Here is a 25,611-nt window from a genome sequence, read left to right as displayed (position 1 = left end):
TCCAGTGATTCAATTCCAAGAGATCCACCACCTCGTGGTCTCCCACCCATCAACAGTGAACATGCGCCAATACAGCGCGGAAACCGGAGCTTTTTCAGCATGAGACGCGCCAAAATTGTTGCCACCCTCGGGCCGGCAGCTTCCAGCTACGACCAGATCCGAGCCCTCATCGATGCCGGAGTCGACGTTTGCCGGATGAACCTCAGCCATGGGGACTACCAAGTCCACGAGGGTGTTTATGCGAATGTACGCAAAGCGGCGAACGATTCCGGTCGCGCCGTCGCCGTCATGGTCGACCTGCAGGGACCGAAGATCCGTCTCGGCAAGTTCGAGGGCGGCCCTTACGACCTGGCCGTCGGAGACATTTTTAAGATCACCACGGAAGAAATCCTCGGCACCAAGGAGATCTCCGGTACGACGTACAAGGGCCTGCCCCAGGACGTCAAGCCGGGCGACTTCCTGCTGATCGACGACGGCAAGGTCAAGGTCGAGGTTGTCGCCACGAACGACACCGTCGTGACGACCACGGTCATCGTCGCCGGCCCCGTCTCGAACAACAAGGGCATCAACCTTCCCGGCGTTGCCGTGAATGTGCCGGCCCTGTCCGAGAAGGACGAGTCAGACCTGCGCTGGGGCCTCCGCCTCGGCACGGACCTGATTGCCCTGTCGTTCGTTCGCGACGCCGCCGACATCACCCGCGTGCACGAAATCATGGAAGAAGAAGGCCGTCGCGTTCCCGTGATCGCCAAGATCGAGAAGCCGCAGGCCGTCGAGAACCTTGAGGGAATCGTCGACGCGTTCGACGCCATCATGGTCGCTCGTGGCGACCTGGGCGTCGAACTGCCCCTCGAGGCCGTTCCGATCGTGCAGAAGCACGCCGTGGAGCTGGCGCGCCGCATGGCCAAGCCGGTCATCGTGGCGACGCAGATGCTCGAGTCCATGATCCACAGCCCGGTCCCGACTCGCGCGGAGACGTCCGACGTCGCCAACGCCGTGCTCGACGGTGCGGACGCGGTCATGCTCAGTGGCGAGACCAGCGTCGGCGAATACCCCGTCGTGACGGTCCAGACGATGGCGCGCATTGTCGCGTCGACCGAGGACCACGGTCTGGAGCGCATTGCTCCGCTGACGAACAAGCCGCGCACCCAGGGTGGCGCGATCACCCTCGCCGCCATCGAGGTCGCCGAGTTCGTCGAGGCGAAGTTCCTCTGCATCTTCACGGAGTCCGGTGACTCGGCCCGACGGATGTCCCGCCTGCGCTCGAAGATCCCCATGCTGGCCTTCACCCCGGAGGCCGGCATCCGTCGGCGCCTGGCCCTCACCTGGGGCATCCAGACGTACCTGGTCGACCGTGTCACCCACACGGACGCCATGTTCGGTCAGGTCGATGACATCCTGCTCGGCCAGGGTCTGGCCCAGCTCGGTGACAAGGTCGTCGTCATCAGCGGTTCCCCTCCCGGAATCGCCGGTTCCACGAACGACATCCGTGTGCACCGCGTCGGCGATGCCCACAATGAAGTTCACCCGGCCTACGCCAAGAGCTAGCCTCGGCCCGGAAAAGCCCCGCCATCCGTGAATCACGGAGGGCGGGGCTTTCTCGTACCCGGCGCAGGCTGGAGACCAGCGGACCCACCGCGCGGACCTGCCGCTCGTACCCACCGCCCCCGGGCGGCACCCTGTTCCCCTTCGGTGCCGCCCATGAGGCTGTGCGCGTACACTCCGCGATGGAGCATGACCGATCGTCTTCTGGCTTGCGCAGGTCCCCCGACCCGGTAGCGTAGACATGTTCGATCAGGGTTCACGTTATCACCTGTTGGACATGTCTAACGTTCGCCCCATGCCCCCGAAGGGGGTGCTGGCGCCGTCGAGTGGGGAATCCAGCCTGAGCTACGAAACACGCAGGGAGCGGGCGCGCGAGCTCGTGGATGCCCTCGCCCTGCCCTCTCCGTTGACGGCGGTGACACTCCATCGCCACATGGAGGGCCTGCGCGGCAAGCCGATCGTCATTCGCGCTGCGAGTCCTCGGCTTCTCGAATCCGGCGTCTGCGGCCTGTGGATCGCGGTGGCGGGGGAGAACTTCGAGCGCATCCACCATGCACCGACCGACTCGGCGGTTCACCGGCAGCAGTTCATCAACCATGAGTTCGGGCACATGATCCTCCGGCACGACACCGTGCTCGTACCGGCGGAACGGGTGGCGATGCTCGCGCCGCTCATCCCGCTCGATTCCATTGCCTATGCGTTGTCCCGCAGTAACTTCACCGACGAGCAGGAGGCCCTGGCTGAGGCGATCGGTGACCGGCTGGCCCTGATCATGCTGCGCGACAGCGCAGACGCGGCCAACGGCCCACGCACCGGCTTCGGGCGGGTGCTGTGATGCAGGTCATCCTCGTGACCGTGTCGGTCGTCCTCTGGGTCGCTGTCGCGGTCTGTGTCCCCTCCTTCGTGCGTGGACAGCGCCGATTGTTGTTCTGGGTGCTCAGCGCCCTCGCCACGACGCTCACCCTCCAGCCGGATGTCGTGTACTACCGGATCGACCCTCTCATCGGCGGCGTTCACGTCACGTACTTCATCTTCCACGCGACCGCGATCATCTCCGTGGCGCTCGTCAGCAACCTCGTGCAGGAGGCCATCGCACCCCACGGACTGACTCCTCGACGAATGCGGGCCACTGCCGTGTTCGCCGGGTCGATAATTCTCGTGCAGGCCATTCTGTTCTTCGGCGGCGACTGGCACCTGACAGATGACATCCGACAGCCCTTCCTGTCACGGGTCGACTATGCCCTGTACGCCGCGTCCACCTGGATCACGATGGCTTTCTTCTCCGTATCGGTGGCCGTCGCGTGCCTGAGCGATCGGCGCACTCAGCGCCGTACCGTCACGCGGATCGCACTCGGGTCTCTGGTGTTCGGCTGCTTCTGGATTCTGGTCTACACGATGATCAGCCTGGGCAGCGCCGCCGCATCGCTGACCCTGGGTTCCTTCGTGTTCTCGGGGTGGCTCCTGTTCCTGTATCAGCTTTCGTTGCTCGGGGCCCTGATCAGCCTCGCTGTCGGATTGAGTCTGACCGCAGCGGTCGATTCGATCCGGTTCACCGGGAACGCGGTTCAGGACCGGCGGCTGCTCTGGCGGGTCACCCCGCTGTGGGAACGCGTCCTGGCCGGGTCCCCGGAGCTCAGCATTGAGCGCCACCTGTCCCGGCCCGGCCTTCTCGTCGTGCGGAGCCCCGGCGCCCACCTGTACCGGCGCTATGTCGAGATCCGGGACAGCATGCTCCTCGAGCCCGGCCAGCACCTGTCTGCGGGCGAACAAAGGCTGATCGAGCAGGTCGAGGACCACGTGCGCACCCGGCCTCCCGCCTTCGCTTCCCCCGTCAGCGTCACACAACAGAGAATCTCGAGCGGACCGAATAATCATGAGTGATCCCCGAGTGGACGCCGAAGCCTCGTCAGTGACCGACCGAACGATCAGCCCTCAGCGGGAGCTGGCACGTAAATTGAACCTTCTGCTCGACGTGGTCGTCGCCGAGGGGAATACGCCGCACACCTACAAGCAGATCGCAGCCGGGCTTCAGGACCGCGGACTGTCCCTCTCCCGTGCCCGCTGGGCGTACATGATCACGGGGGACGGGCCGCTCGTCACCGACGTCGACCTGCTCACCGGCATCGGCGAGTTCTTCCGCATTCCGCCGGAATACCTGCTCGGATCCGACGACGACCTGCCGGAGCGCGTCGATTCCCAGCTCGCATTCGTGAGGAGCCTGCGCGCCAGGCGCGTCGTCAGCTTCGCGGCACGCACTCTCGGCGATGTCTCACCGGAAACGCTGCGGTCGATCACGGCCCTGTTGGAAGAAGACATGCAGGGCGGCGACACCACGCTTCAGCAAGCCGACAGCTGATCCCCGAGGGATCCCCGAGACTGGGGAAACCCCTTTGAACAGGGATTTTCTAAACGAGGTGTTGGTACCGGTGGTGGGACTCGAACCCACACGTCCTTTCGAACAAAGCATTTTGAGTGCTCCGCGTCTGCCATTCCGCCACACCGGCTCACAACACCTGCATCAGAATACCGTAGGCTTTGAGCCGTGACCGACCAAGATTCAACCCCAGTACCTCCTCGCCGCGTTGTCGTTGCCGAGGACGAGTCCCTGATCCGCCTCGACATCGTCGAAATCCTCCGCGATGCCGGGTTCGAGGTGGTCGGCGAAGCCGGCGACGGAGAAACCGCTGTCGCCCTCGCCACCGAGCTGCGGCCCGACCTGGTCATCATGGACGTCAAGATGCCTCAGCTCGACGGCATCTCCGCAGCCGAGCGCATCACCAAGGCGCACATCGCCCCCGTCGTGCTGCTCACCGCGTTCAGCCAGAAGGAGCTCGTCGAGCGGGCGACAGAGGCCGGCGCGCTGGCCTACGTGGTCAAGCCGTTCACTCCGAACGACCTGCTGCCCGCCATCGAGATCGCCCTGTCGCGCTACAGCCAGATCATCACCCTCGAGGCCGAGGTGGCCGACCTGGTCGAGCGCTTCGAGACCCGCAAGCTCGTCGACCGGGCCAAGGGGCTGCTGAACGAGAAGATGGGGCTCACCGAACCCGAGGCGTTCCGGTGGATCCAGAAGGCGTCCATGGACCGCCGGCTCACCATGCACGACGTCGCTCAGGCGATCATCGAGCAGCTGAGCGCCAAGAAGTAGCACCAGCACTCCGTCGTCATCGGCCGAGCAGACCCGCCTCCCGGCGGTCTGCTCGGCCTTTCGTTTAAGACTGCGGGCGGTTCGGCAGGTCCTTGATCAGATTCGTGATCCGGATCGTCGAGCAGCGTCGGCCCTGATCGTCCGTGACGGCGATCTCGTGGGTCGTCAGGGTCCGGCCCAGGTGCACCGGGGTGCACACACCCGTGACGAAGCCCGACGTCGCCGACCGGGTGTGCGTGGCGTTGATCTCGATCCCCACCGCCAGGCGCCCAGGGCCGGCATGCAGATTGGCCGCCATCGAGCCGAGCGACTCGCCGAGGACCACATAGGCGCCGCCGTGCAGCAGCATCGCGGGCTGCGTGTTGCCCTCGACCGGCATGCGCGCGACAGCCCGTTCAATGGTGAACTCGACGAATTCGATTCCCATCTTTTCGGCCAGGGAGCCGGCTCCCCGCTGGTGGAGCCACTCAAGGGCATCCGTTGTCTGCTGGATCATATTCACCTTCGGTCGCTGCACCGGCCCGCATCGGATGACGCTTGTAGGCTGTCTCTGTGTCAGATTTCGAAAAGCCTACCCTGATGATCATCGACGGCCATTCCCTGGCCTACCGGGCGTTCCATGCCCTCCCCGTGGACAGTTTCCAGACCCACGACGGGCAGCACACCAACGCCATCCACGGCTTCCTGTCCATGCTGCTCAGCCTGCTGCGCAATGAGAAGCCCACGCATATCGCCGTGGCCTTCGACATCTCGCGGTTCTCCTTCCGCACCCGCGAATACGCCGACTACAAGGGCACGCGGGCCAGCACGCCGAGCGAGTTCATCGGGCAGGTGCCGCTCCTGCAGGAGGCCCTGGCCGCGATGAACATCACGACGCTGACCAAGGAAGACTACGAAGCCGACGACATCCTGGCCACCCTGTCCGTGCGCGGCAACCAGGAGGGTTTCCACGTCCTGGTGGTCTCCGGGGACCGGGACACGATCCAGCTGGTCAACGAGAACGTGACCCTGCTCTACCCGGCCAGCCAGGGAGTCTCGGCACTCACCCGGTACGACCCGGCCCGGGTGAAGGAGAAGTACGGCATCGAGCCGGCCCAGTACCCGGATGTCGCGGCCCTGGTCGGCGAGACCAGCGACAACCTGATCGGCATCTCCAAGGTGGGGGAGAAGACAGCCGTGAAGTGGCTCGGCCTCTACGGCAGCCTCGACGGGATCCTCGAACACGCGGACGAGATCAAGGGCGTCGTCGGCAACAACCTGCGCGAGCAGAAAGAGAACGCGATCCGCAACCGCCGCCTCAACCACCTGGTCACCGACCTCGACCTCCCGGTGGAACTTCCCGAACTCATCCGGCGCGCCATCGACGAACCGGCCGTGCGCGATGTGTTCGGCCGGCTCGAGTTCCGCACCCTGCTCGAGAGGGTGATCAAGCTCGAGGGCGCCGGCGGCGGTGACGCCCCGGGCGGCGTTGCGGGTTCAGCCGCAGCGGTTGCCGAGGTGGCCGTCGTGGCCGCCCCCCAGGCTCCGCTCGCCCAGGACCTGCTCGACGAGGAATTGGGTGCCTGGATCGCCCGTGTCGGAGCCACCTGCCCGCAGGGGATCGGACTGTGCGTGGAGGTGCAGGACGGGCGGGCCATCGGCTTCGGCCTGTCCGGCCCTTCCGAGTCCGTCAGCCTGCCCTGGCAGCCCGGACGTGCCGATTACCTTGCGTTCGAGGCCTGGCTGGCCAGTGATGCACCCAAGATCATGCACGATGCCAAGAGTCAGATCAAGGCTCTTCGGCGCAGCAACCTGCCCTTTTCCGGCCTGGTGTTCGACACCCTGGTCGCGGCCTGGCTGCTGCGTCCGGGGGTGCCGGACAAGACCCTCGCCTCCCTCGTCACGCGCTACCTCGACGAGACCCTTCCAGTCAGCGATCCCAACCAGCTGATCCCGGAGGAGAACGAGGCCGGAGGCGTGCCGGTGGAATCCTGGTACACCGTCCGCGTCGCCGCCGCCATCGACGCACTGCTCGACGACGGGTCGCGCGAAGTCCTCACCGCCATCGAGATGCCCACCCTGCTGGCCCTGGCCGACATGGAACTGGCCGGCGTGGCCGTGTCGCACGAGCAGCTGTCCGCCCTGTCCGCCCAGCTGGGTGAGCGCGCCGCCGGGCTGGCGGCCGGCGCCTACGCGGAGATCGGCCGCGAGGTGAACCTCGGCTCACCCAAGCAGCTGCAGGAGGTGCTGTTCGACCAGCTCGGCATGCCCAAGACCCGGGCGAACAAGACCGGGTTCTCCACGGATGCCGGGGCCCTCGCCGACCTGCAGGCCAGCAACCCGCATCCGTTCCTGGACATGCTGCTGCAGCACCGCGACGCCACCAAGCTGCGCCAGATCGTGGAGACGCTGGACAAGGCCGTCGACGAGACGGGCCGCATCCACACCACCTACGTGCAGATCGGAACGGCCACCGGGCGGATCTCCTCCACCGACCCCAACCTGCAGAACATCCCCGTGCGTACCGAGGAGGGGCGTCGCATCCGTGCCGCCTTCCGCGCCGGAAACGGGGCCGAATGCCTGCTCACCGCCGACTACTCGCAGATCGAGATGCGCATCATGGCGCACCTCTCCGGGGACCCTGGCCTGATCGAGGCTTTCAACGCCGGAGAGGACCTGCACCGGTTCGTCGGGGCGAGCGTGTTCGGGGTTGCCCCGGAGGACGTCACGAACGAGATGCGTTCCAAGGTCAAGGCCATGTCCTACGGCCTTGCGTATGGACTGAGCGCCTTCGGGCTGTCCCGGCAGCTGCGGATCGACACGAAGGAAGCCAAGCAGCTGATCACCGACTATTTCGCGCGCTTCGGCGCCGTGCGCGACTACCTGCGCAACGTGGTCGAGCAGGCGAAGATGGACGGCTACACGGCCACCATCTTCGGCCGTCGCCGCCCGTTCCCCGAACTGCACAGCGCGAACCGGATGGTGCGGGAGAACGCCGAGCGTGCGGCCCTGAACGCGCCGATCCAGGGCTCGGCGGCCGACATCATGAAGATCGCGATGAATGGGATCGCCGAGGACCTGGCCGAGGGGGGCCTGGAGTCGCGGATGCTGCTGCAGGTGCACGACGAACTGATCTTCGAGGTGGCCACGGGAGAGTGGGACGCCCTGCGCCAGCTCGTGACGCACCAGATGGAGACCGCCGCGGACCTGCTGGTGCCACTCGACGTGCAGGTCGGGCGCGGCGACAACTGGGATGCCGCGGCCCACTAGACCTCGCCGGCCCGGCCTCCCGAATGCGGGGGCCCGGGCTCCCGGTGCGGTCGGTGGCGTGTTCTAGGCTCGGGACATGACAACCGACACTCAGCGCACCCCCACGGCGATCGACCGGATCGCCGAGGATTGGGTGGACACACTGGTCGGCCTCGACCCGACGGTGGGCACCTACATCGGCCGCACCGAGGCGGACGGACGTTTCGGCGACTACTCGCCGGACGGCGTGGAGCGCAGTGTCGACGCGGCCCGCTCCTTCATCGTCCGCCTCGACGCCGCCCAGACGGTGGACGACGTCGACGTGGTCACTCGCACGGATCTGCGCAGCTCCCTCGCCCTCGACGTCGAGAGCGCCGAGGCAGGCCTGCCTCTGCGCGACCTGAACGTGATCGCCTCGCCGGCCCAGGGCATCCGCGACATCTTCGACCTCATGCCCACCGCCACGGTCGCGGACTGGGACACCGTCTCCGCCCGGCTGCGCGCCCTGCCCGCGGCCATCGACGGGTACATCCAGACCCTCCGCCTCGGCATCGAGCGCGGCAGCATGCCTGCCCGCCGCCAGGTGCGGGAGGTCATTCTGCAGGCTCGGCGCCACGCCGGCAACGACGGCTTCTTCGCCGAGTTCGCCGCCAACGCCAGCCCCGAGGCTGGCTCACTGCCGGCCTCTCTGGCCACGGATCTCGGCACCCGGGCGCGTGCTGCGGCCGCCGCGTACGGCGCTCTGGCCGACTTTCTCGGCACCGAGCTCGAGGGCAGGGCTCCCACCCGAGACGCCATCGGCCGCGACCTCTACGCCCTGCAGTCGCGACGTTTCCTCGGTGCGACCATCGACCTCGACGAAACGTACGAGTGGGGTGTGGAGGAACTGGCCCGCATGACCGCCGAACAGGAGAGCATCGCCGACCAGATCAAGCCCGGCGCGAGCGTGCTCGAGGCGATCGCCTTCCTCGACACCGACCCCCGCCGCAAACTGCACGGCACCGACGCCCTGCAGAAATGGATGCAGGAGACCAGCGACCGCGCCGTCGCCGAGCTCTCCGAGACCCAGTTCGACATCCCCGACGAGATCAAGCGTCTCGAGTGCATGATCGCCCCCACCCAGGAGGGCGGCATCTACTACACCGGGCCCACAGATGACTTCTCCCGTCCGGGCCGGATGTGGTGGTCGGTGCCGGTTGGGATCACCGAATTCGACACCTGGCGGGAACTCACCACCGTCTACCACGAGGGCATCCCCGGCCATCACCTGCAGATCGGCCAGGCCGTCTACAACCGCGCGAAGCTCAACACCTGGCGCCGGCAGCTCGCCGGCACCTCCGGCCACGCCGAGGGATGGGCCCTCTACGCCGAACGACTGATGGAACAGCTCGGCTACCTCGACGACCCGGCGGACCGCCTCGGCATGTTGGACGGACAACGGATGCGCGCCGCGCGCGTCGTTCTCGACATCGGAGTGCACCTCGAGAAGCAGCGGCCCGACGGCTCCGGGCCCTGGACCGCCGACTACGCCTTCGATTTCCTCGGCCAGAACGTGAACATGAACGCCGCCTTCGTCTCGTTCGAGGTGAACCGCTATCTCGGCTGGCCGGGACAGGCACCCTCGTACAAGGTGGGCCAGCGGATCTGGGAAGAACTGCGTGACACCTACGCGGCACGCGAGGGCGACGCGTTCTCGATCAAGGAGTTCCACCGCAAGGCGCTCGACCTCGGCGGGGTCGGCCTGGACACCCTCCGGGCGGCGATGCTCGGGTAGCGTTCGGGACAGGTCGGCGTAGATTCGGGGTGAGGCCGGAGAGTTGCCGGGCCCTCCCGCAAACCGCTAAGCTTGACTGTCACGTTTGTGACGAACTATCCGTTGCCGCACCGGTGCACGAGAACGAGATTCACCTCCGTGTGTGGCCCTATCGATGTCCATCCTGGAGCAACTACTACATGACAATCGCAACGACCGAACGGGCACCCAAGCAGGTCGCCATCAACGACATTGGATCTGCTGAAGACTTTCTTGCCGCGGTCGAAAAGACTCTGAAATTCTTCAACGACGGAGACCTCATCGAGGGCACCGTCGTGAAGATCGACCGCGACGAGGTTCTCCTCGACGTGGGCTACAAGACCGAGGGTGTCATTCCCTCCCGCGAACTTTCCATCAAGCACGACGTTGACCCCTCCGAGGTCGTCAAGGTCGGCGACCTGGTTGAGGCCCTCGTCCTTCAGAAGGAAGACAAAGAAGGCCGTCTCATCCTGTCCAAGAAGCGCGCTCAGTACGAGCGTGCATGGGGCGACGTCGAGAAGATCAAGGAATCGGATGGCGTTGTCACCGGTTCGGTCATCGAGGTTGTCAAGGGTGGCCTCATCGTGGACATCGGACTTCGTGGCTTCCTGCCGGCGTCGCTCATCGAGCTGCGCCGTGTTCGCGACCTGACCCCGTACCTGGGCCAGGAGATCGAGGCCAAGATCCTCGAACTCGACAAGAACCGCAACAACGTTGTGCTGTCCCGTCGTGCGCTGCTCGAGCAGACTCAGTCCGAGAGCCGCACCACGTTCCTCAACAACCTCCAGAAGGGACAGGTCCGCAAGGGCGTCGTCTCGTCGATCGTCAACTTCGGTGCGTTCGTCGACCTGGGTGGCGTTGACGGTCTGGTTCACGTCTCCGAACTCAGCTGGAAGCACATCGAGCACGCCAGCGAGGTCGTCGAGGTTGGCCAGGAAGTCACCGTCGAGATCCTCGAGGTCGACCTCGAGCGCGAGCGCGTGTCGCTCTCCCTCAAGGCCACGCAGGAAGACCCGTGGCAGGTCTTCGCCCGCACCCACGCCATCGGCCAGGTTGCACCGGGTAAGGTCACCAAGCTCGTTCCGTTCGGCGCGTTCGTTCGCGTTGCCGAGGGCATCGAGGGACTCGTCCACATCTCCGAGCTCTCCGGCAAGCACGTCGAGCTCGCCGAGCAGGTCGTTGCGGTCGGCGACGAGGTCTTCGTCAAGGTCATCGACATCGATCTCGAGCGTCGCCGCATCTCGCTGAGCCTCAAGCAGGCCAACGATGGTGTCGACCCCGAGGGCACCGAGTTCGACCCGGCACTCTACGGAATGCTCACCGAGTACGACGACCAGGGCAACTACAAGTACCCCGAGGGCTTCGACCCGGAGACCAACGAGTGGCGCGAAGGCTTCGAAACCCAGCGCGAGAAGTGGGAGCAGGACTACGCTGCAGCCCAGGCTCGCTGGGAAGCCCACAAGAAGCAGGTTGCTTCCGCGAACGACGAGATCACCGCCGTCGGCGATGTCCCGTCCGCCGCAGGCAACACCTTCTCGAGCGAGACGGCCGGCGCCGGCACCCTCGCGGACGACGAGGCCCTCGCAGCACTGCGCGAGAAGCTCTCCAGCTCCAACTAGTAACTGGCTCCACCTAGTAACTGGCTCCACCTAGTAACTGGCTCCACCGCACAACGAAAGGCCGGTCCCTCGGGACCGGCCTTTCTGCGTGGACAAGGTCGGTTGCCCCGGGGTGCGAGGGTCGGGGATTGCCGAGGACCCGCTGGATCGTAGAATGCGAAAATGACTCGCCTGCATCTGCTCCTTGCGCCACTTGCGATCGTGCTGCTCCTGGGCGGGTGCGCAGGGGCCGGCCCGTCGACAACGCAGGCATCGTCCGCGGCACCGCAGGTCACCCCGAGCGGGTCGCCGACAAGCTCCCCGTCGCCGTCACCGACGCCCGCACCCGCACCGTCTGCGTCCGCCCGGCCGGGCGATTGCACCAGCGCGGATACCGAGCTTCCGGCCACGAGCTACACGGTGCTTTCCGACGACGCCACGACGCCGGTGGCCGTCACCTACACGGCGTTCACGCAGTCCGGCGGCACTCCCACTCGAAGTGTGACCGTCTTCGGGCCGGTTGCCACCGTTCTCGCCTACGCCTGCGTCGCGGACGTCAGCGGTGGACCCTGGACGTTCACGGCGACGAGCTCCACGCCGGGGGCGCTCGGCTGCGTTCTGGGTTTCGGCGGGCGGATCGTAGCCCGGGACTCGGCCTACAACGAGGGGCTACTCACCCCGGAAACAGTCGATTGCACGGGCAATCCCGGCCGCTGACTCCCTCGCCCCGTTGCAACTGTTGCCCGTGCGGACAACTGTCGCCGGTGTGCGGGCAACAGTTGTCCGCACGGGCGACATGTGCGGACACGTCGTGAAGCCGCACCCGGCCCGTTAGCATTGCTGCGTGTATCTGATTGGACTGACCGGCGGGATCGCATCCGGAAAAAGCACCGTCGCCCGACGGCTCGTGCGGCGCGGCGCGGTGCACATCGACGCGGACCACCTGGCCCGAGTGGCCGTGGAACCCGGCACGCCGGGGCTGGTGAAGATCGCGGATGCCTTCGGTGACTCGGTCCTGTTGCCCGACGGCAGCTTGAACCGGCCGGCACTGGGCGCGATCGTGTTCCGCGACCCCCACGCCCGGGAGCGTCTCAACGCCATTGTGCACCCGGAGGTGCGGGCGCTCTCGAACGCGTTGATCCACGCCGCGGAAGAGGAGGACCCGAACGCGATCGTCGTCTACGACGTCCCCCTCCTCGTGGAAGCCGGCGTCGACCATCCGTTCGACCTCGTCGTGGTCACCCAGGCCGACGAACAGACCCGGGTGCGCCGCATGGTGGAGTTGCGGGGAATGGACGCCGGCGAGGCGGAACGCAGAATCCGCTCGCAAGCCAGCGACACCGAGCGTCTCCAGGTCGCGGACGTCGTCATCGACACGGGGGGCACCCTCCCGCAGACCCAGGAACAGGTCGACCTGCTGTGGGACCGGGTGAACGCACAGCGCGAGCAGCGCAGTGTCAGAGGCGCTCCGTAGACTGGAGCCTATGGAACCCACGCGCTCTGTCAATCCGTTCGAGGTGGTGAGCGAGTACACACCCAGCGGTGACCAGCCCACCGCCATCGCCGAGCTGGCCGGCCGGATCAACGCCGGCGAGACCGATATCGTGTTGCTCGGCGCCACCGGAACGGGCAAGTCCGCGACCACCGCCTGGCTGATCGAGCAGGTGCAGCGCCCCACCCTGGTGCTGGCCCACAACAAGACCCTCGCGGCTCAGCTCGTGAACGAATTCCGTGAACTGATGCCCAACAACGCCGTCGAGTACTTCGTGTCGTACTACGACTACTACCAGCCCGAGGCCTACGTGCCCCAGACCGACACCTTCATCGAGAAGGACTCCTCGATCAACGCGGAGGTCGAGCGGCTGCGGCACTCCACCACGAACTCTCTTCTCAGTCGGCGTGACGTCATCGTGGTCTCCACCGTCTCCTGCATCTACGGCCTCGGCACACCCGAGGGGTACCTCGAGGCCATGGTCGCCCTGCAGGTGGGCCAGCAGGTCAACCGGGACTGGCTGATCCGCAAGTTCGTGGCCATGCAGTACCAGCGCAACGACATCGACTTCTCCCGCGGTCACTTCCGGGTGCGCGGCGACACCATCGAGATCATCCCGATGTACGAAGAACTCGCCATCCGCATCGAGATGTTCGGCGACGAGATCGAGGCGCTCTACAGTCTGCATCCGCTCACCGGCGACATCGTGAAGAAACTCGACTCCGTCGCCGTGTTCCCCGGATCGCACTACGTGGCCAGTACCGACGTCATGCAACGGGCGATGGGCACCATCCAGGAAGAGCTCGACGAGCGGCTTGTGCAGCTCGAACGCGAGGGCAAACTGCTCGAGGCCCAGCGTCTGCGGATGCGCACGAACTTCGACCTGGAGATGATGGAGCAGATCGGCTTCTGCTCCGGCATCGAGAACTACTCCCGTCACATCGATGCTCGCCAACCGGGGGAGGCGCCGCACTGCCTGCTCGACTACTTCCCGGATGACTTCCTGATGGTCATCGACGAGTCCCACGTCACGGTGCCTCAGATCGGCGCCATGTACGAGGGCGACTCGTCCCGTAAGCGCACGCTCGTCGACCACGGATTCCGGCTGCCCAGCGCCCTGGACAACCGGCCGCTCAAGTTCTCCGAGTTCAAGGGCCGGGTCGGGCAGACCGTCTACCTGTCCGCTACGCCCGGCAAATACGAGATGGGGATCGCCGACGGCATCGTGGAGCAGATCATCCGCCCCACCGGTCTGATCGACCCGCAGATCATCGTGAAGCCCAGCAAGGGCCAGATCGACGACCTCCTCGAGGAGATCCACAAGCGCGTCGAGCGCAACGAACGCGTGCTGGTCACCACCCTCACCAAGAAGATGGCGGAAGAGCTCACCGACTTCCTCACCGAGGCCGGCGTGCGCGTGCGCTACCTCCATTCGGATGTCGACACCCTCCGCCGCGTCGAACTCCTCACCGAATTGCGGGCCGGCGTCTACGACGTGCTCGTGGGCATCAACCTGCTGCGGGAGGGGCTGGACCTGCCCGAGGTGTCCCTGGTGGCCATCCTCGACGCCGACAAGGAGGGTTTCCTCCGTTCGGCGACGTCCCTGATCCAGACCATCGGTCGCGCGGCCCGCAACGTCTCCGGCGAGGTGCACATGTACGCCGACCGGCTCACGGCCTCGATGGAGCGCGCGATCGACGAGACCGACCGCCGCCGCGAGAAGCAGGTGGCCTACAACACCCTGCACGGGATCGACCCGACCCCGCTCCGGAAACGCATCGCGGACATCACCGAGGTGCTCGCCCGCGAAGAGGCCGACACCGCCGAGTTACTGGCCGGCCGTGACGCGCGGCGTAAGGGCGTCGCACCGACGCCGCGGCGGCAGGGGCTGGCGGCAAACGGCGCGAACGACCTGGAATCGATCATCGCCGACCTCAACGGCCAGATGCTCGAGGCAGCGGGGGAGCTCAAGTTCGAGCTCGCCGCCCGGCTTCGCGACGAGGTGTCCGAGTTGAAGCGGGAGCTGCGCCAGATGGAGAAGGCCGGGCACATCTGATCCCGACCTGAACCCGAAACAACCAGTGAACCTCGAACATGTGTTCGCTCAGGGCGTGCCGGTTTGGAGGGTTCGGGTCGGTGGCACTGCATAGACTCGGATGGTGTCAATTTCCCAGATAGAGACCGGCTCAAAACTCAGCGTCCGCGGCGCGCGCGTGCATAACCTGCACAACGTCGACCTCGAGATCCCGCGCGATTCCCTCGTCGTATTCACGGGGTTGTCCGGTTCGGGCAAGTCCTCGCTTGCGTTCGACACGATCTTCGCGGAGGGGCAACGGCGCTACGTCGAGTCCCTGTCCGCGTATGCCCGCCAATTCCTCGGCCAGGTGGACCGGCCCGACGTGGACTTCATCGAGGGATTGAGCCCCGCCGTCTCCATCGACCAGAGGTCGACCAACCGCAATCCGCGCTCGACCGTGGGTACCATCACCGAGGTCTACGACTACATGCGCCTGCTCTGGGCGCGCATCGGCGTACCGCACTGCGCGGTGTGCGGGGAGATCATCCAGGCTCAGACGGTGCAGCAGATCGCCGACCAGCTGATGGAACTGGGCGAGGGCATCCGCTACCAGGTGCTCAGCCCGGTGGTGACCCAGAAGAAGGGCGAGTTCGTCGACCTGTTCAAGGAGTTGGCGGCGAGCGGGTATTCGCGTGCCATTGTGGACGGCAACCAGATCCAGCTCAACGAGCCGCCCGTTTTGAAGAAGCAGCTCAAGCACGATATCTCCGTGGTCATCGACCGCCTGGTCGCGGGCCCCGACCTGCTCAGCCGGCTGACCGACTCGCTCGAGACGGCCCTCAAGCTGACCGACGGCGTCGTGCAGATCAACTACGTCGACCAGGAGGGCGACGAGGCCTGGCAGAGCTACTCGGAGAAGCTCTCCTGCCCCAACAACCACCCGGTTCAGCTGACCGAGATCGAGCCGCGCACGTTCTCCTTCAACGCGCCCTTCGGCGCGTGCCCGGAGTGCTCCGGGCTCGGCACCCGCATGTCCGTCGACGCGGAACTGCTGCTCGGCGACCCGGAACTGAGCATCGCGGATGGCGTCGTGCTGCCGTGGACCACCCAGGGCAAGGGCCTGTTCCAGTACTACGAGAAGCTTCTCGACGGGCTCGCCCGCGACCTGGACTTCTCCCTCGACACCCCGTGGGGCGAACTGCCCTCCGAAGTGCAGGACGCCGTGCTGCGCGGCGACAACTTCGAGGTCAAGGTGAAGTGGAAGAACCGGTACGGCCGGGAGATGAGTTACACCTCCGGCTTCGAGGGCGTCGTGCCCTACATCGAACGCCAGTACCTGCAGGCCGAGTCCGACACCCAGCGCGCCCGGTGGGGCGAATACCTTCGCGAGGTGGACTGCCCGGTCTGCTCGGGCACCCGTCTCAAGCCCGAGGTCCTCGCGGTGCTGGTGCACGGGTCCAGCATCGCGGATGTGTGCAACCTCAGCCTCACCGACGCCCGCGGTTTCATGAACAAGCTCGAGCTGACCGACCGGGAGGCCGTCATCGCCGCGCAGGTGTTGCGCGAGATCAAGGCGCGCCTGGACTTCCTGATCCGCGTCGGCCTCAACTACCTCAACCTGGCGCGGGCCGCGGCGACCCTGTCCGGCGGCGAGGCGCAGCGCATCCGTTTGGCCACCCAGATCGGCTCGGGGCTGACCGGCGTGCTGTACGTGCTCGACGAACCGAGCATCGGCTTGCACCAGCGTGACAACCGGCGGCTGATTGAGACCCTCGTCGCCCTGCGCGACCTGGGCAACACCCTGATCGTGGTCGAACACGATGAGGACACCATCAAGATGGCCGACTGGGTCGTCGACATCGGTCCGGGGGCCGGCGTCAATGGGGGCCACGTGGTGCACTCCGGCTCGTACGCCGACCTGCTCACCAACACGGAGTCTCTCACCGGCGACTATCTGGCCGGCCGCAAGTCGATCCCGACCCCGGCCACCCGGCGCGCGATCGACCCAGCCCGCGAGATCTCGGTCATCGGGGCGGAAGCCAACAACCTCAAGAAGGTGTCGGTCAGCTTCCCGCTCGGCACGTTCACGGCCGTGACCGGCGTCAGCGGATCCGGCAAATCGTCACTCGTCAACGACATCCTGTACCGGGTGCTCGCCAACCGGCTCAACGGCGCCCGCAAACTCCCCGGCCGGCACACCCGCGTCACCGGGCTCGACCAGCTCGACAAGGTGATCCACGTCGATCAGGCCCCGATCGGTCGCACCCCGCGCTCCAACCCGGCCACCTACACCGGCGTCTTCGACAAGATCCGAACCCTGTTCTCCGAGACGATCGAGGCCAAGGCGCGCGGCTACCTGCCCGGCCGGTTCAGTTTCAACGTCAAGGGCGGGCGCTGCGAAGCCTGCTCCGGCGACGGCACGATCAAGATCGAGATGAACTTCCTGCCCGACGTCTACGTCGCCTGCGAGGTCTGCGGGGGAGCGCGTTACAACCGCGACACCCTGACCGTCCACTACAAGGGCAAGAGCATCGCCGAGGTGCTGGACATGCCCATCAGCGAGGCCGCCGAGTTCTTCGAGGCCATCTCCTCCATTCACCGGTTCCTGAACACCCTCGTCGAGGTCGGCCTCGGCTACGTTCGGCTCGGCCAAAGTGCCACGACCCTGTCCGGCGGCGAGGCGCAGCGCGTCAAACTCGCCACCGAACTGCAGCGCCGTTCCAACGGCCGCAGCGTCTACGTGCTCGACGAGCCGACGACCGGCCTGCACTTCGAAGATGTGCGCAAACTGCTGCTCGTGCTGAACAGCCTCGTCGACAAGGGCAACACGGTGATCGTGATCGAGCACAACCTCGACGTGATCAAGTCCGCCGACTGGGTGATCGATCTCGGCCCCGAGGGTGGCTCCGGTGGCGGTCGCGTGCTGGCCACCGGCACGCCCGAGCACGTCGCCACCGTGAAGAAGAGCCACACCGGCATGTTCCTGAAGGAGATCCTGGCGGCGCACTGACCGCGCCGTTAAACCATCATGTCCGAGCCGCTGAGCTACCGCCCCAAGACGGGCGAGATCCCCACGAGTCCCGGAGTGTACCGGTTTCGTGACGAAACCGGCCGGGTGCTCTACGTCGGCAAGGCCAACAACCTGCGGGCCCGGCTGGCGAACTACTTCGCCCCGCTGAACAGCCTGCACGAGCGTACCCGGCGTATGGTCACGACGGCCACGTCGGTCGAGTGGACGGTCGTCGGTACCGAGGTCGAGGCGCTCCAGCTGGAGTGGACCTGGATCAACGAGTTCGACCCGCCGTTCAACGTGAAGTTCAAGGACGACAAGTCCTACCCCTACCTCGCCGTGACCCTCGCCGACGAGGCGCCGCGTGCCCTCGTCACCCGCACCACCGGCATCCGCGGCGCCCGGTATTTCGGGCCGTACCCCAAGGTCTGGGCCGTCTACGAGACCATCGAGCTCATGCTCAAGGCCTTTCCCATCCGCACCTGCAACAACGCCAATTACAAACGCGCCATGCAGTCCGGCAAGCCGTGCTTCGCCGGTCAGATCGGGCGCTGCTTCGGGCCGTGCTCAGGCACGGTCACCATCGAGGCGCACCGCGCCATCGTCAACGAATTCGTCAGCTTCATGGGCAGCCAGGATCGCAAGCTGATCAACAAGCTGACCGCGGAGATGAAGGATGCCGCGCTCACCCAGAACTACGAGGTCGCCGCGAAACGGCGCGATCAGGTGCGGGCCCTCGATGCGGTGCTGGAGAAGAGCGCCGTCGTGCTTCGCGACAACGTCGACATCGACCTCTTCGCCATCGACCAGGATGAGCTGGCCGCGGCGGTGCAACTGTTCATCGTGCGCGGCGGGCGAATCCGCGGTGTGCGCGGGTGGATGGTCGACAAGGAGCTTGACCTCACGACGAGCGACCTGATCGACTCGATCATGCTCACCGCCTACGGCTCAGGGACCGCGCCGCCGCGCGAGATCGTGGTCCCGGAACTGCCCGACGACGCCGAGGCGCTTGAAACCTGGCTGGCCGGCATCGGCAAGCGCAAAGTGAGACTCGTCGCCGCGCAGCGGGGAGAGAAGGCCGCGCTGCTCGCCACGGCCACCCAGAACGCCAAGCACGCCCTGATGCTCTACAAGACCCGGCGAAGCTCCGACTTCGTCGCCCGGTCCAAGGCGCTGGAGGACATCCAGGAGGCGTTGGACATGCCGTCGGCGCCGCTCCGGATGGAGTGCTACGACGTTTCGCACCTCAGCGGCACCAACATCGTCGCCTCCATGGTGGTCTTCGAAGACGGTTTGCCGCGCACCGACGAGTACCGTCGGTTCAGCATCCCCGAGTCGACGGATGACACGGACTCCATCTACCGTACGCTGACCCGCCGCCTGGCGTATCTCGTTCCCGACGACGCGACTCCCGCTGACGGCGACGTCGATGCCACGGGTAAACGCAAGAAGTTCCGGTACCAGCCGAACCTGCTCATCGTCGACGGCGGTCAGCCGCAGGTCGCCGCCGCGGCGCGTGCCCTGCGGGAGTCCGGTGTGACCGGCATCCAGTTGTGCGGCATCGCGAAACGGTTGGAGGAGATCTGGTTGCCGGACTCCGACTACCCGGTGATCCTGCCGCGGAACAGCGACGCTTTGTTCCTGATCCAGCGCATCCGGGACGAGGCGCACCGGTTCGCGATCGTGCACCAGCGGTCGAGGCGGAAGCGCGATATCACGTCGGTTCTGGGGGAGATCCCCGGTCTCGGGCCGGCACGAGTCAAGGTGCTGCTGCAACATTTCGGGTCGGTCGCCCGCCTCAAGGAGGCGCCGGTGGAGGCGATTGCCGAGGTTCGCGGCATCGGTCCGGTGCTGGCGGAGGCGATTCATCGTCACCTGCGCGCCTGAACCGCCCGGCTGATCGGTAGGCTGGACACTTAGGTTCCACTCGATCGAAGGCGCAGCGCAGAATGACAACGGATATCGACAGGCAGGAAATGCTTATCGTGACGGGTATGTCCGGCGCAGGTCGCTCCACGGTGGCCAACGCCCTCGAGGACCTGGGCTGGTACGTCGTCGACAACCTGCCGCCCCAGATGCTGCGCCCGCTCGTCGAACTCGTCGGCCGTGCAGGCACCAGCCTTCCCAAGATCGCGGCCGTCGTCGACATTCGTGGTCGGGATTTCTTCTCCGACTTCCAGGAGATCCTGCACTCACTGCGGAGGACGACCCAGGTACGGGTCATCTTCCTCGAGGCGCGCGACGACGTGCTCGTGCGCCGCTTCGAATCCGTGCGTCGCCCGCATCCGCTTCAGGGGGACGGCACGATCCTCGACGGCATCTCGGCGGAGCGGCACAAGCTCAGCGCCGTGCGCGAGTCCTGCGACCTCGTGATCGACACCTCGGACCTCAACATCCACCAGTTGGCCACATCGATCTCGGACCGCTTCGCCGCCGAGGACGCCGCCGGGGTGCACGTCACCCTGATGAGTTTCGGCTTCAAATACGGTCTCCCCACGGACGTCGACATGGTCGCCGACGTTCGCTTCCTGCCCAACCCGTTCTGGGTCCCGGAGCTCCGGGCGCACAACGGCCAGGATGCCGAAGTGCGGGATTTCGTTCTCGACCAGATCGGTGCGCGGGACTTCATCCGGCACTATGCGGCCGCCTTGGAACCTGTCCTCGCGGGCTACCAGCGGGAGAACAAACGCCACGCGACGATTGCGGTCGGGTGCACGGGCGGCAAGCACCGCTCGGTAGCCATGGCCGCAGAAATCGCGGCCCTGGTCAAGGATTTCCCCGGCGTCGCCGTCAGCATCAAGAATCGCGACCTCGGACGAGAATGACACGAAGACGGCGACTGCTTGCTGCAGGCGCCGACTTCAGCCAGCACGAATACAACCCGGCCAGCTCTGGCCGGGACGACAGAATGGACAAGCGATTGGCACTCACCGCCGACGTTAAAGACGAGCTTGCTCGCGTCGAAGTTTCGAAGACCACGGTGCGTGCAGCGGAATTGGCGACCATCCTCCGCTTCTCCGGCGGACTGCACATGATTTCCGGTCGGATCGCGATCGAGTCGGAGCTGGATACTCCTCTCCTGGCCCGGAGGGTGCGCAAGGACCTTGCCGAACTCTACGGCGTGCGCAGCGACGTCACCGTGATCCCCGCAGCGGGCCTACGCCGGGCCAGCCACTACCTGGTGCGGGTGCTCGACGGCGGCGAAACCCTTGCGCGCCAGACGGGTCTGCTGGATGCGAGACGGCGCCCGATCCGTGGCCTCCCGAACCGGCTCACCACGGGATCGAAGGAAGAAATCGCCGCCGTCTGGCGTGGCGCCTTCCTCGCCCACGGTTCCCTGACCGACCCCGGTCGTTCCGCGGCGCTGGAAGTCACCTGCCCCGGCAATGAATCCGCGATGGCGCTGGTGGGAGCCGCCGGCCGCCTCGGTGTCGTCGCCAAGGCCCGCGAGGTACGCGGCGTGCACCGCGTGGTCATCCGGGATGGCGACGCCATCGGCGCGATGCTCGTGCAGATGGGAGCTCAGGAGACCGTCCTCAACTGGGAGGCACTGCGTCAACGCCGCGAGGTACGCGCGACCGCCAACCGCCTGGTCAACTTCGACGACGCGAACCTGCGTCGATCCGCGCAGGCCGCCGTGGCCGCCTGCGCTCGCGTGCAGCGTGCCATGGAGATCCTCGGTGAGGACATCCCGGAGCACCTCCGGTATGCGGGCGAGCTGCGTCTCTCCTTCCGCGATTCCAGCCTGGACGAGCTGGGCCACCACGCCGACCCGCCCATGACGAAGGATGCCGTCGCCGGTCGCATCCGTCGCCTGCTGGCCATGGCCGACAAGAAGGCGTCCGATCTGGGCATCCCCGGCACCGACGCGAACCTTCCCACGGATCTCGACGACGTCTGAGGTGCCCGGCACCCAGCGTTCATCCACGTTCGTCACAGCCCCAGCCCATCCTGAGTAGACTGGAATGGTTGCTCACGAACTGGCGGCGGAGCATTTCACGCCGGCAAATATAGAGGAGATGCACATTGGCTGAATACACACTTCCGGCTCTGGCCTACGACTACTCGGCCCTCGCGCCGAGCATCAGCGGCACCATCATGGAACTCCACCACGGCAAGCACCACCAGGCCTATGTGACGGGTGCCAACACGGCTCTCGCGCAACTGGCAGAGGCCCGCAACGCCGGCAACCTCACCTATGTGAACAAGCTGGAGAAGGACCTCGCGTTCAACCTCGGCGGCCACGTCAACCACTCGATTTTCTGGACCAACCTCTCGCCCGACGGCGGCGACAAGCCCGTCGGCGACCTGGCCAGTGCCATCGACGACAACTTCGGTTCCTTCGACAAGTTCCAGGCGCACTTCGCAGCCGTGGCGCTCGGCGTTCAGGGCTCCGGCTGGGCCGTTCTGGCCTGGGACTCCATCGGCCAGCGGCTGATCATCCAGCAGTTCTTCGACCAGCAGGCGAACTTCGCCGCCGGCACGATCCCCGTGCTGATGCTCGACGTCTGGGAGCACGCCTACTACCTCGACTACCGCAACGTTCGTGCCGACTACGTGAAGGCATTCTGGAACATCGTCAACTGGGCGAATGTGCAGGAGCGCTTCACCGTGGCACGCGAAAAGACCAACGGTCTTCTGCTCCTCTCCTAGAGGAGCCGGGCCCCTCCGGGGGCCCGTAGCCCGTCCCGTTCAACAAAAAAAACGCGCTTCAGCGCACAAGTAAAAGGAGACATCTGTGTCTGTAAAGATTGGTATTAACGGATTCGGCCGCATCGGCCGTAATTATCTTCGCGCCGTCCTGGCCCAGGGCAGCGACATCGAGATCGTCGCCGTGAACGACCTCACCGAGGCGAAGACGCTGGCTCACCTTCTTAAATATGACTCCATCACCGGTCGCCTGCCCGCCACCGTCGAGGTTGATGGCGACACCATCCTCGTCAACGGCAAGCCGATTAAGGTCCTCGCCGAGCGCGACCCGGCCAACCTTCCGTGGGCTGCCCTCGGCGTCGACATCGTGATCGAGTCCACCGGACGCTTCACCAAGGCCGAGGATGCGCAGAAGCACATCACCGCCGGTGCCAAGAAGGTCATCGTCTCCGCCCCCGCCACCGGCGACGTGGCGACCATCGTCATGGGCGTCAACGAGGCGGACTACGACCCGGCCAAGTTCGACATCATCTCCAACGCGTCGTGCACCACGAACTGCCTCGCGCCCCTCGCGAAGGTCTTCAACGACAACTTCGGGATCAAGCACGGCCTGATGACCACGATCCACGCGTACACGGCCGACCAGAACCTGCAGGACGGCCCGCACTCCGACCTGCGTCGCGCCCGCGCCGCCGCTGTGAACATCATCCCGACCTCGACCGGTGCAGCCAAGGCCCTCGGCCTGGTTCTGCCCGAGCTCAAGGGCAAGCTCGACGGCTTCGCGCTGCGCGTTCCGGTTCCCACCGGTTCCATCACCGACCTCACCGTCGTTGCCGAGCGCCCTGTCACCGTCGAGGCCATCAAGGCTGCGTACAAGGCTGCCGCCGAGGGACCCCTCAAGGGCATCCTGATGTACACGGAAGACGAGATCGTCTCCAGCGACATCGTCACCGACCCGCACTCCTCGATCTTCGACGCCGGCCTGCTGCGCGTCATCGGCGACCAGGTCAAGCTGTCCGCTTGGTACGACAACGAGTGGGGCTACTCCAACCGCATGGTTGACCTCACCGCCCTCGTCGCCAAGAGCCTCTAACGGAGTCCGCAGTGACGCTGCGTACTATCGATTCGTTGGGGCAGCTCGGCGGAAAGCGCGTCATCGTTCGTTGTGACCTGAATGTGCCGTTGCAAGACGGTCAGATCACCGACGACGGTCGCGTGCGGGCATCCCTGCCCACTATCAAGGCACTCATCGAGCAGGGTGCGCGCGTTGTCATCGTGTCGCACCTCGGTCGCCCGAAGGGCGCACCGGAAGCCAAGTACAGCCTGGCTCCCGTCGCGGTCCGACTCGGTGAGCTCCTGGGCGCGGACGTGGCCTTCGCCACGGACACGGTCGGCTCGTCGGCTCAGGCTGCCGTCGCCGCTCTCTCCGACGGCGAGGTGGTGGTTCTCGAGAACCTCCGCTTCAACGCGGGGGAGACCGCCAAGGTCGACGCCGAGCGCGAAGCGTTCGCCACGGAGCTTGCTGCTCTGGGCGATGTGCTCGTCTCGGACGGCTTTGGCGTCGTGCACCGCAAGCAGGCCAGTGTGTACGACCTCGCCGGGATCCTTCCCAGCGCGGCCGGACTCCTGATCGCCGCTGAGCTCGAAGTCCTGGACCGCCTCACCGAGAAGCCCGAAGCGCCGTACGCGGTTGTTCTGGGCGGCTCGAAGGTGTCCGACAAGCTCGGCGTCATCGGGCACCTGCTGCCCCGCGTCAACTCGCTGCTCATCGGCGGCGGCATGACGTACACGTTCCTCGCCGCTCAGGGTCACAAGGTGGGCGCAAGCCTGCTCGAAGCCGACCAGATCGAGACCGTTCGCGGTTACCTTCTGGAAGCGGAGCGCCTGGGCGTGAAGATCGTGCTGCCGACGGATATCGTCGTCGCCTCCAAGTTCGGGGCGGACGCCGATCTGGTGGTCACCCCGGCCAACGCGATCGAGGACACCCCGTTCGGTGCCTCCGGTCTCGGCCTGGACATCGGCCCGGAGACCGGTGCGGCTTTCGCGGCCATCATCCGGTCGTCGAAGACGGTCTTCTGGAACGGCCCGATGGGCGTGTTCGAGATGGCGCCGTTCGCGGAGGGCACCCGTGCGGTAGCCGGCGCGTTGACCGAGGTCGACGGCTTGAGTGTCGTCGGAGGTGGAGACTCGGCCGCGGCCGTGCGCATCCTCGGTTTCACCGACGAGCAGTTCGGTCACATTTCTACCGGCGGCGGCGCCAGCCTCGAATTCCTCGAGGGTAAGCGCCTGCCAGGACTGGAGGTCCTCGGATGGCAGTAAACGAACACCCACGGCGTACTCCGCTGATCGCCGGCAACTGGAAGATGAACCTGGATCACCTCCAGGCCATCGCTTTCGTCCAGAAGCTTGCCTGGAATCTCAAGGATGCGAAGCACGATGTCGCAGCGGTCGAGGTCGCGGTGTTCCCACCGTTCACCGACCTCCGCTCCGTGCAGACGCTCGTCTCCGCCGACAAGCTCCCGATCGCCTTCGGCGGTCAGGATCTGTCGGCTCAGGATTCGGGTGCCTATACCGGCGAGATCTCCGGCGCGTTCCTCGCGCAGCTCGAGTGCCAGTACGTGTTGATCGGTCACTCCGAGCGACGCACGCTGCACGCCGAGACTGACGAGGTCGTCGCGGCGAAGGTCACGGCTGCGCTCAAGCACAACCTGGTTCCGATCATCTGCGTCGGCGAGACCGCCGCAGACCTGGAACTGCACGGCCCGAGCGCCGTGCCGGTTGCCCAGCTGCGCGCAGCACTGTCCGGTGTGACCAATGCGGCCGACTTCGTCGTCGCCTACGAGCCCGTCTGGGCGATCGGCTCCGGCCAGGCGGCAACGCCTGAGCAGGCCGAACAGGTGGCGGCACAGCTGCGTCTCGTTCTGTTGGAAACGCTGGGACAGGATGTGGCCGACAAGACCCGCATCCTCTACGGCGGTTCCGTGAAGGGTTCGAACATCGCGGGCTTCATGCGCGAACCGAATGTTGACGGCGCCCTTGTGGGCGGCGCCAGCCTGGACATCGACGAGTTCTCGAGCATCGTCCGGTTCCAGCAGCACGTCGGTCTGTAACGGAACGGTCTGCGACAATCGGTC

Annotated in this window: 20 protein-coding genes and 1 tRNA gene; 19 read left to right on the top strand and 2 right to left on the bottom strand. The window is 66.0% G+C overall.

The genetic code is table 11. The annotated features are described in order from the left end of the window. Window positions 1-99: 99 nt before the first annotated feature. The 4 genes from pyk (at window position 100) to AC0J5J_RS03390 (ending at window position 3,898) form a co-directional block, all read left to right on the top strand. On the top strand, window positions 100-1,545 hold the full coding sequence (gene pyk, locus AC0J5J_RS03405; protein WP_134423549.1) for a pyruvate kinase: 1,446 nt from the start codon (window positions 100-102) through the stop codon (window positions 1,543-1,545). Window positions 1,546-1,783: 238 nt separating this feature from the next. Beyond that, window positions 1,784-2,377, top strand: a complete 594-nt coding sequence (locus AC0J5J_RS03400; RefSeq protein ID WP_474899502.1) for a hypothetical protein — start codon at window positions 1,784-1,786, stop codon at window positions 2,375-2,377. Beyond that, on the top strand, window positions 2,377-3,423 hold the full coding sequence (locus AC0J5J_RS03395) for a DUF6545 domain-containing protein (RefSeq protein ID WP_474899501.1): 1,047 nt from the start codon (window positions 2,377-2,379) through the stop codon (window positions 3,421-3,423). Before AC0J5J_RS03400 ends, AC0J5J_RS03395 begins: the two co-directional genes overlap by 1 nt. Further along, a complete protein-coding gene (locus tag AC0J5J_RS03390; protein ID WP_474899499.1) occupies window positions 3,416-3,898 on the top strand; it encodes a hypothetical protein in 483 nt (160 codons plus the stop codon). The genes AC0J5J_RS03395 and AC0J5J_RS03390 overlap by 8 nt, the downstream gene beginning before the upstream one ends. A gap of 62 nt (window positions 3,899-3,960) precedes the next feature. On the opposite strand, the gene AC0J5J_RS03385 is transcribed toward AC0J5J_RS03390, so the two are convergent. Then, a tRNA-Leu gene (locus tag AC0J5J_RS03385) sits at window positions 3,961-4,046 on the bottom strand. A gap of 38 nt (window positions 4,047-4,084) precedes the next feature. Between AC0J5J_RS03385 and AC0J5J_RS03380 the strand changes: the two genes are divergently transcribed. Beyond that, complete coding sequence (locus tag AC0J5J_RS03380) at window positions 4,085-4,690, top strand: ANTAR domain-containing response regulator (protein ID WP_134423541.1); 606 nt, start codon at window positions 4,085-4,087, stop codon at window positions 4,688-4,690. 64 nt (window positions 4,691-4,754) lie between these two features. On the opposite strand, the gene AC0J5J_RS03375 is transcribed toward AC0J5J_RS03380, so the two are convergent. Beyond that, on the bottom strand, window positions 4,755-5,186 hold the full coding sequence (locus tag AC0J5J_RS03375; RefSeq protein ID WP_134423539.1) for a hotdog fold thioesterase: 432 nt from the start codon (window positions 5,184-5,186) through the stop codon (window positions 4,755-4,757). 56 nt (window positions 5,187-5,242) lie between these two features. Here AC0J5J_RS03375 and polA point away from each other — a divergent pair, with 56 nt between their 5' ends. The 14 genes from polA (at window position 5,243) to tpiA (ending at window position 25,587) form a co-directional block, all read left to right on the top strand. Next, window positions 5,243-7,939 carry a DNA polymerase I gene (gene polA, locus AC0J5J_RS03370; protein ID WP_474899497.1) on the top strand — a complete coding sequence of 899 codons (2,697 nt, stop codon included), beginning with the start codon at window positions 5,243-5,245 and terminating at the stop codon, window positions 7,937-7,939. A 76-nt stretch (window positions 7,940-8,015) separates the two neighbouring features. Further along, window positions 8,016-9,692, top strand: a complete 1,677-nt coding sequence (locus AC0J5J_RS03365; RefSeq protein WP_474899495.1) for a DUF885 domain-containing protein — start codon at window positions 8,016-8,018, stop codon at window positions 9,690-9,692. A gap of 179 nt (window positions 9,693-9,871) precedes the next feature. Continuing rightward, window positions 9,872-11,329: a 30S ribosomal protein S1 gene (gene rpsA, locus AC0J5J_RS03360; protein ID WP_134423533.1), complete on the top strand. Its 1,458-nt coding sequence runs from the start codon at window positions 9,872-9,874 to the stop codon at window positions 11,327-11,329. Between the two features lie 162 nt (window positions 11,330-11,491). Beyond that, a complete protein-coding gene (locus tag AC0J5J_RS03355; RefSeq protein ID WP_134423531.1) occupies window positions 11,492-12,025 on the top strand; it encodes a hypothetical protein in 534 nt (177 codons plus the stop codon). Window positions 12,026-12,152: 127 nt separating this feature from the next. Further along, entirely contained in the window at window positions 12,153-12,782 is a 630-nt protein-coding gene (gene coaE / locus AC0J5J_RS03350; protein ID WP_134423529.1) for a dephospho-CoA kinase, read from the top strand. Window positions 12,783-12,792: 10 nt separating this feature from the next. Further along, window positions 12,793-14,856 (top strand): excinuclease ABC subunit UvrB, encoded by a 2,064-nt coding sequence (gene uvrB / locus AC0J5J_RS03345; protein ID WP_134423527.1) that lies wholly within the window; start codon window positions 12,793-12,795, stop codon window positions 14,854-14,856. 103 nt (window positions 14,857-14,959) lie between these two features. Further along, window positions 14,960-17,827, top strand: a complete 2,868-nt coding sequence (gene uvrA / locus AC0J5J_RS03340; protein ID WP_241972615.1) for an excinuclease ABC subunit UvrA — start codon at window positions 14,960-14,962, stop codon at window positions 17,825-17,827. Between the two features lie 18 nt (window positions 17,828-17,845). Beyond that, window positions 17,846-19,714 (top strand): excinuclease ABC subunit UvrC, encoded by a 1,869-nt coding sequence (gene uvrC, locus AC0J5J_RS03335; RefSeq protein WP_474899493.1) that lies wholly within the window; start codon window positions 17,846-17,848, stop codon window positions 19,712-19,714. A gap of 62 nt (window positions 19,715-19,776) precedes the next feature. After that, window positions 19,777-20,652, top strand: coding sequence for an RNase adapter RapZ (rapZ, locus tag AC0J5J_RS03330; RefSeq protein ID WP_134423521.1), 876 nt, complete (start codon window positions 19,777-19,779; stop codon window positions 20,650-20,652). 95 nt (window positions 20,653-20,747) lie between these two features. Continuing rightward, entirely contained in the window at window positions 20,748-21,728 is a 981-nt protein-coding gene (gene whiA / locus AC0J5J_RS03325) for a DNA-binding protein WhiA (RefSeq protein WP_134423679.1), read from the top strand. A 125-nt stretch (window positions 21,729-21,853) separates the two neighbouring features. Continuing rightward, window positions 21,854-22,480 carry a superoxide dismutase gene (locus AC0J5J_RS03320; RefSeq protein WP_134423519.1) on the top strand — a complete coding sequence of 209 codons (627 nt, stop codon included), beginning with the start codon at window positions 21,854-21,856 and terminating at the stop codon, window positions 22,478-22,480. A gap of 85 nt (window positions 22,481-22,565) precedes the next feature. Further along, complete coding sequence (gene gap, locus AC0J5J_RS03315; protein ID WP_134423517.1) at window positions 22,566-23,570, top strand: type I glyceraldehyde-3-phosphate dehydrogenase; 1,005 nt, start codon at window positions 22,566-22,568, stop codon at window positions 23,568-23,570. An 11-nt stretch (window positions 23,571-23,581) separates the two neighbouring features. Continuing rightward, window positions 23,582-24,796 carry a phosphoglycerate kinase gene (locus tag AC0J5J_RS03310; RefSeq protein WP_134423515.1) on the top strand — a complete coding sequence of 405 codons (1,215 nt, stop codon included), beginning with the start codon at window positions 23,582-23,584 and terminating at the stop codon, window positions 24,794-24,796. After that, window positions 24,787-25,587 (top strand): triose-phosphate isomerase, encoded by an 801-nt coding sequence (gene tpiA / locus AC0J5J_RS03305; protein WP_134423513.1) that lies wholly within the window; start codon window positions 24,787-24,789, stop codon window positions 25,585-25,587. Before AC0J5J_RS03310 ends, tpiA begins: the two co-directional genes overlap by 10 nt. The last annotated feature ends 24 nt before the right edge of the window (window positions 25,588-25,611 follow it).

The sequence above is a fragment of the Cryobacterium sp. TS_SC_7 genome, assembly GCF_056156285.1.
The sequence above is the reverse complement of the archived record's forward strand: the minus strand, read 5'-3'. Positions and strand labels throughout refer to the sequence as shown.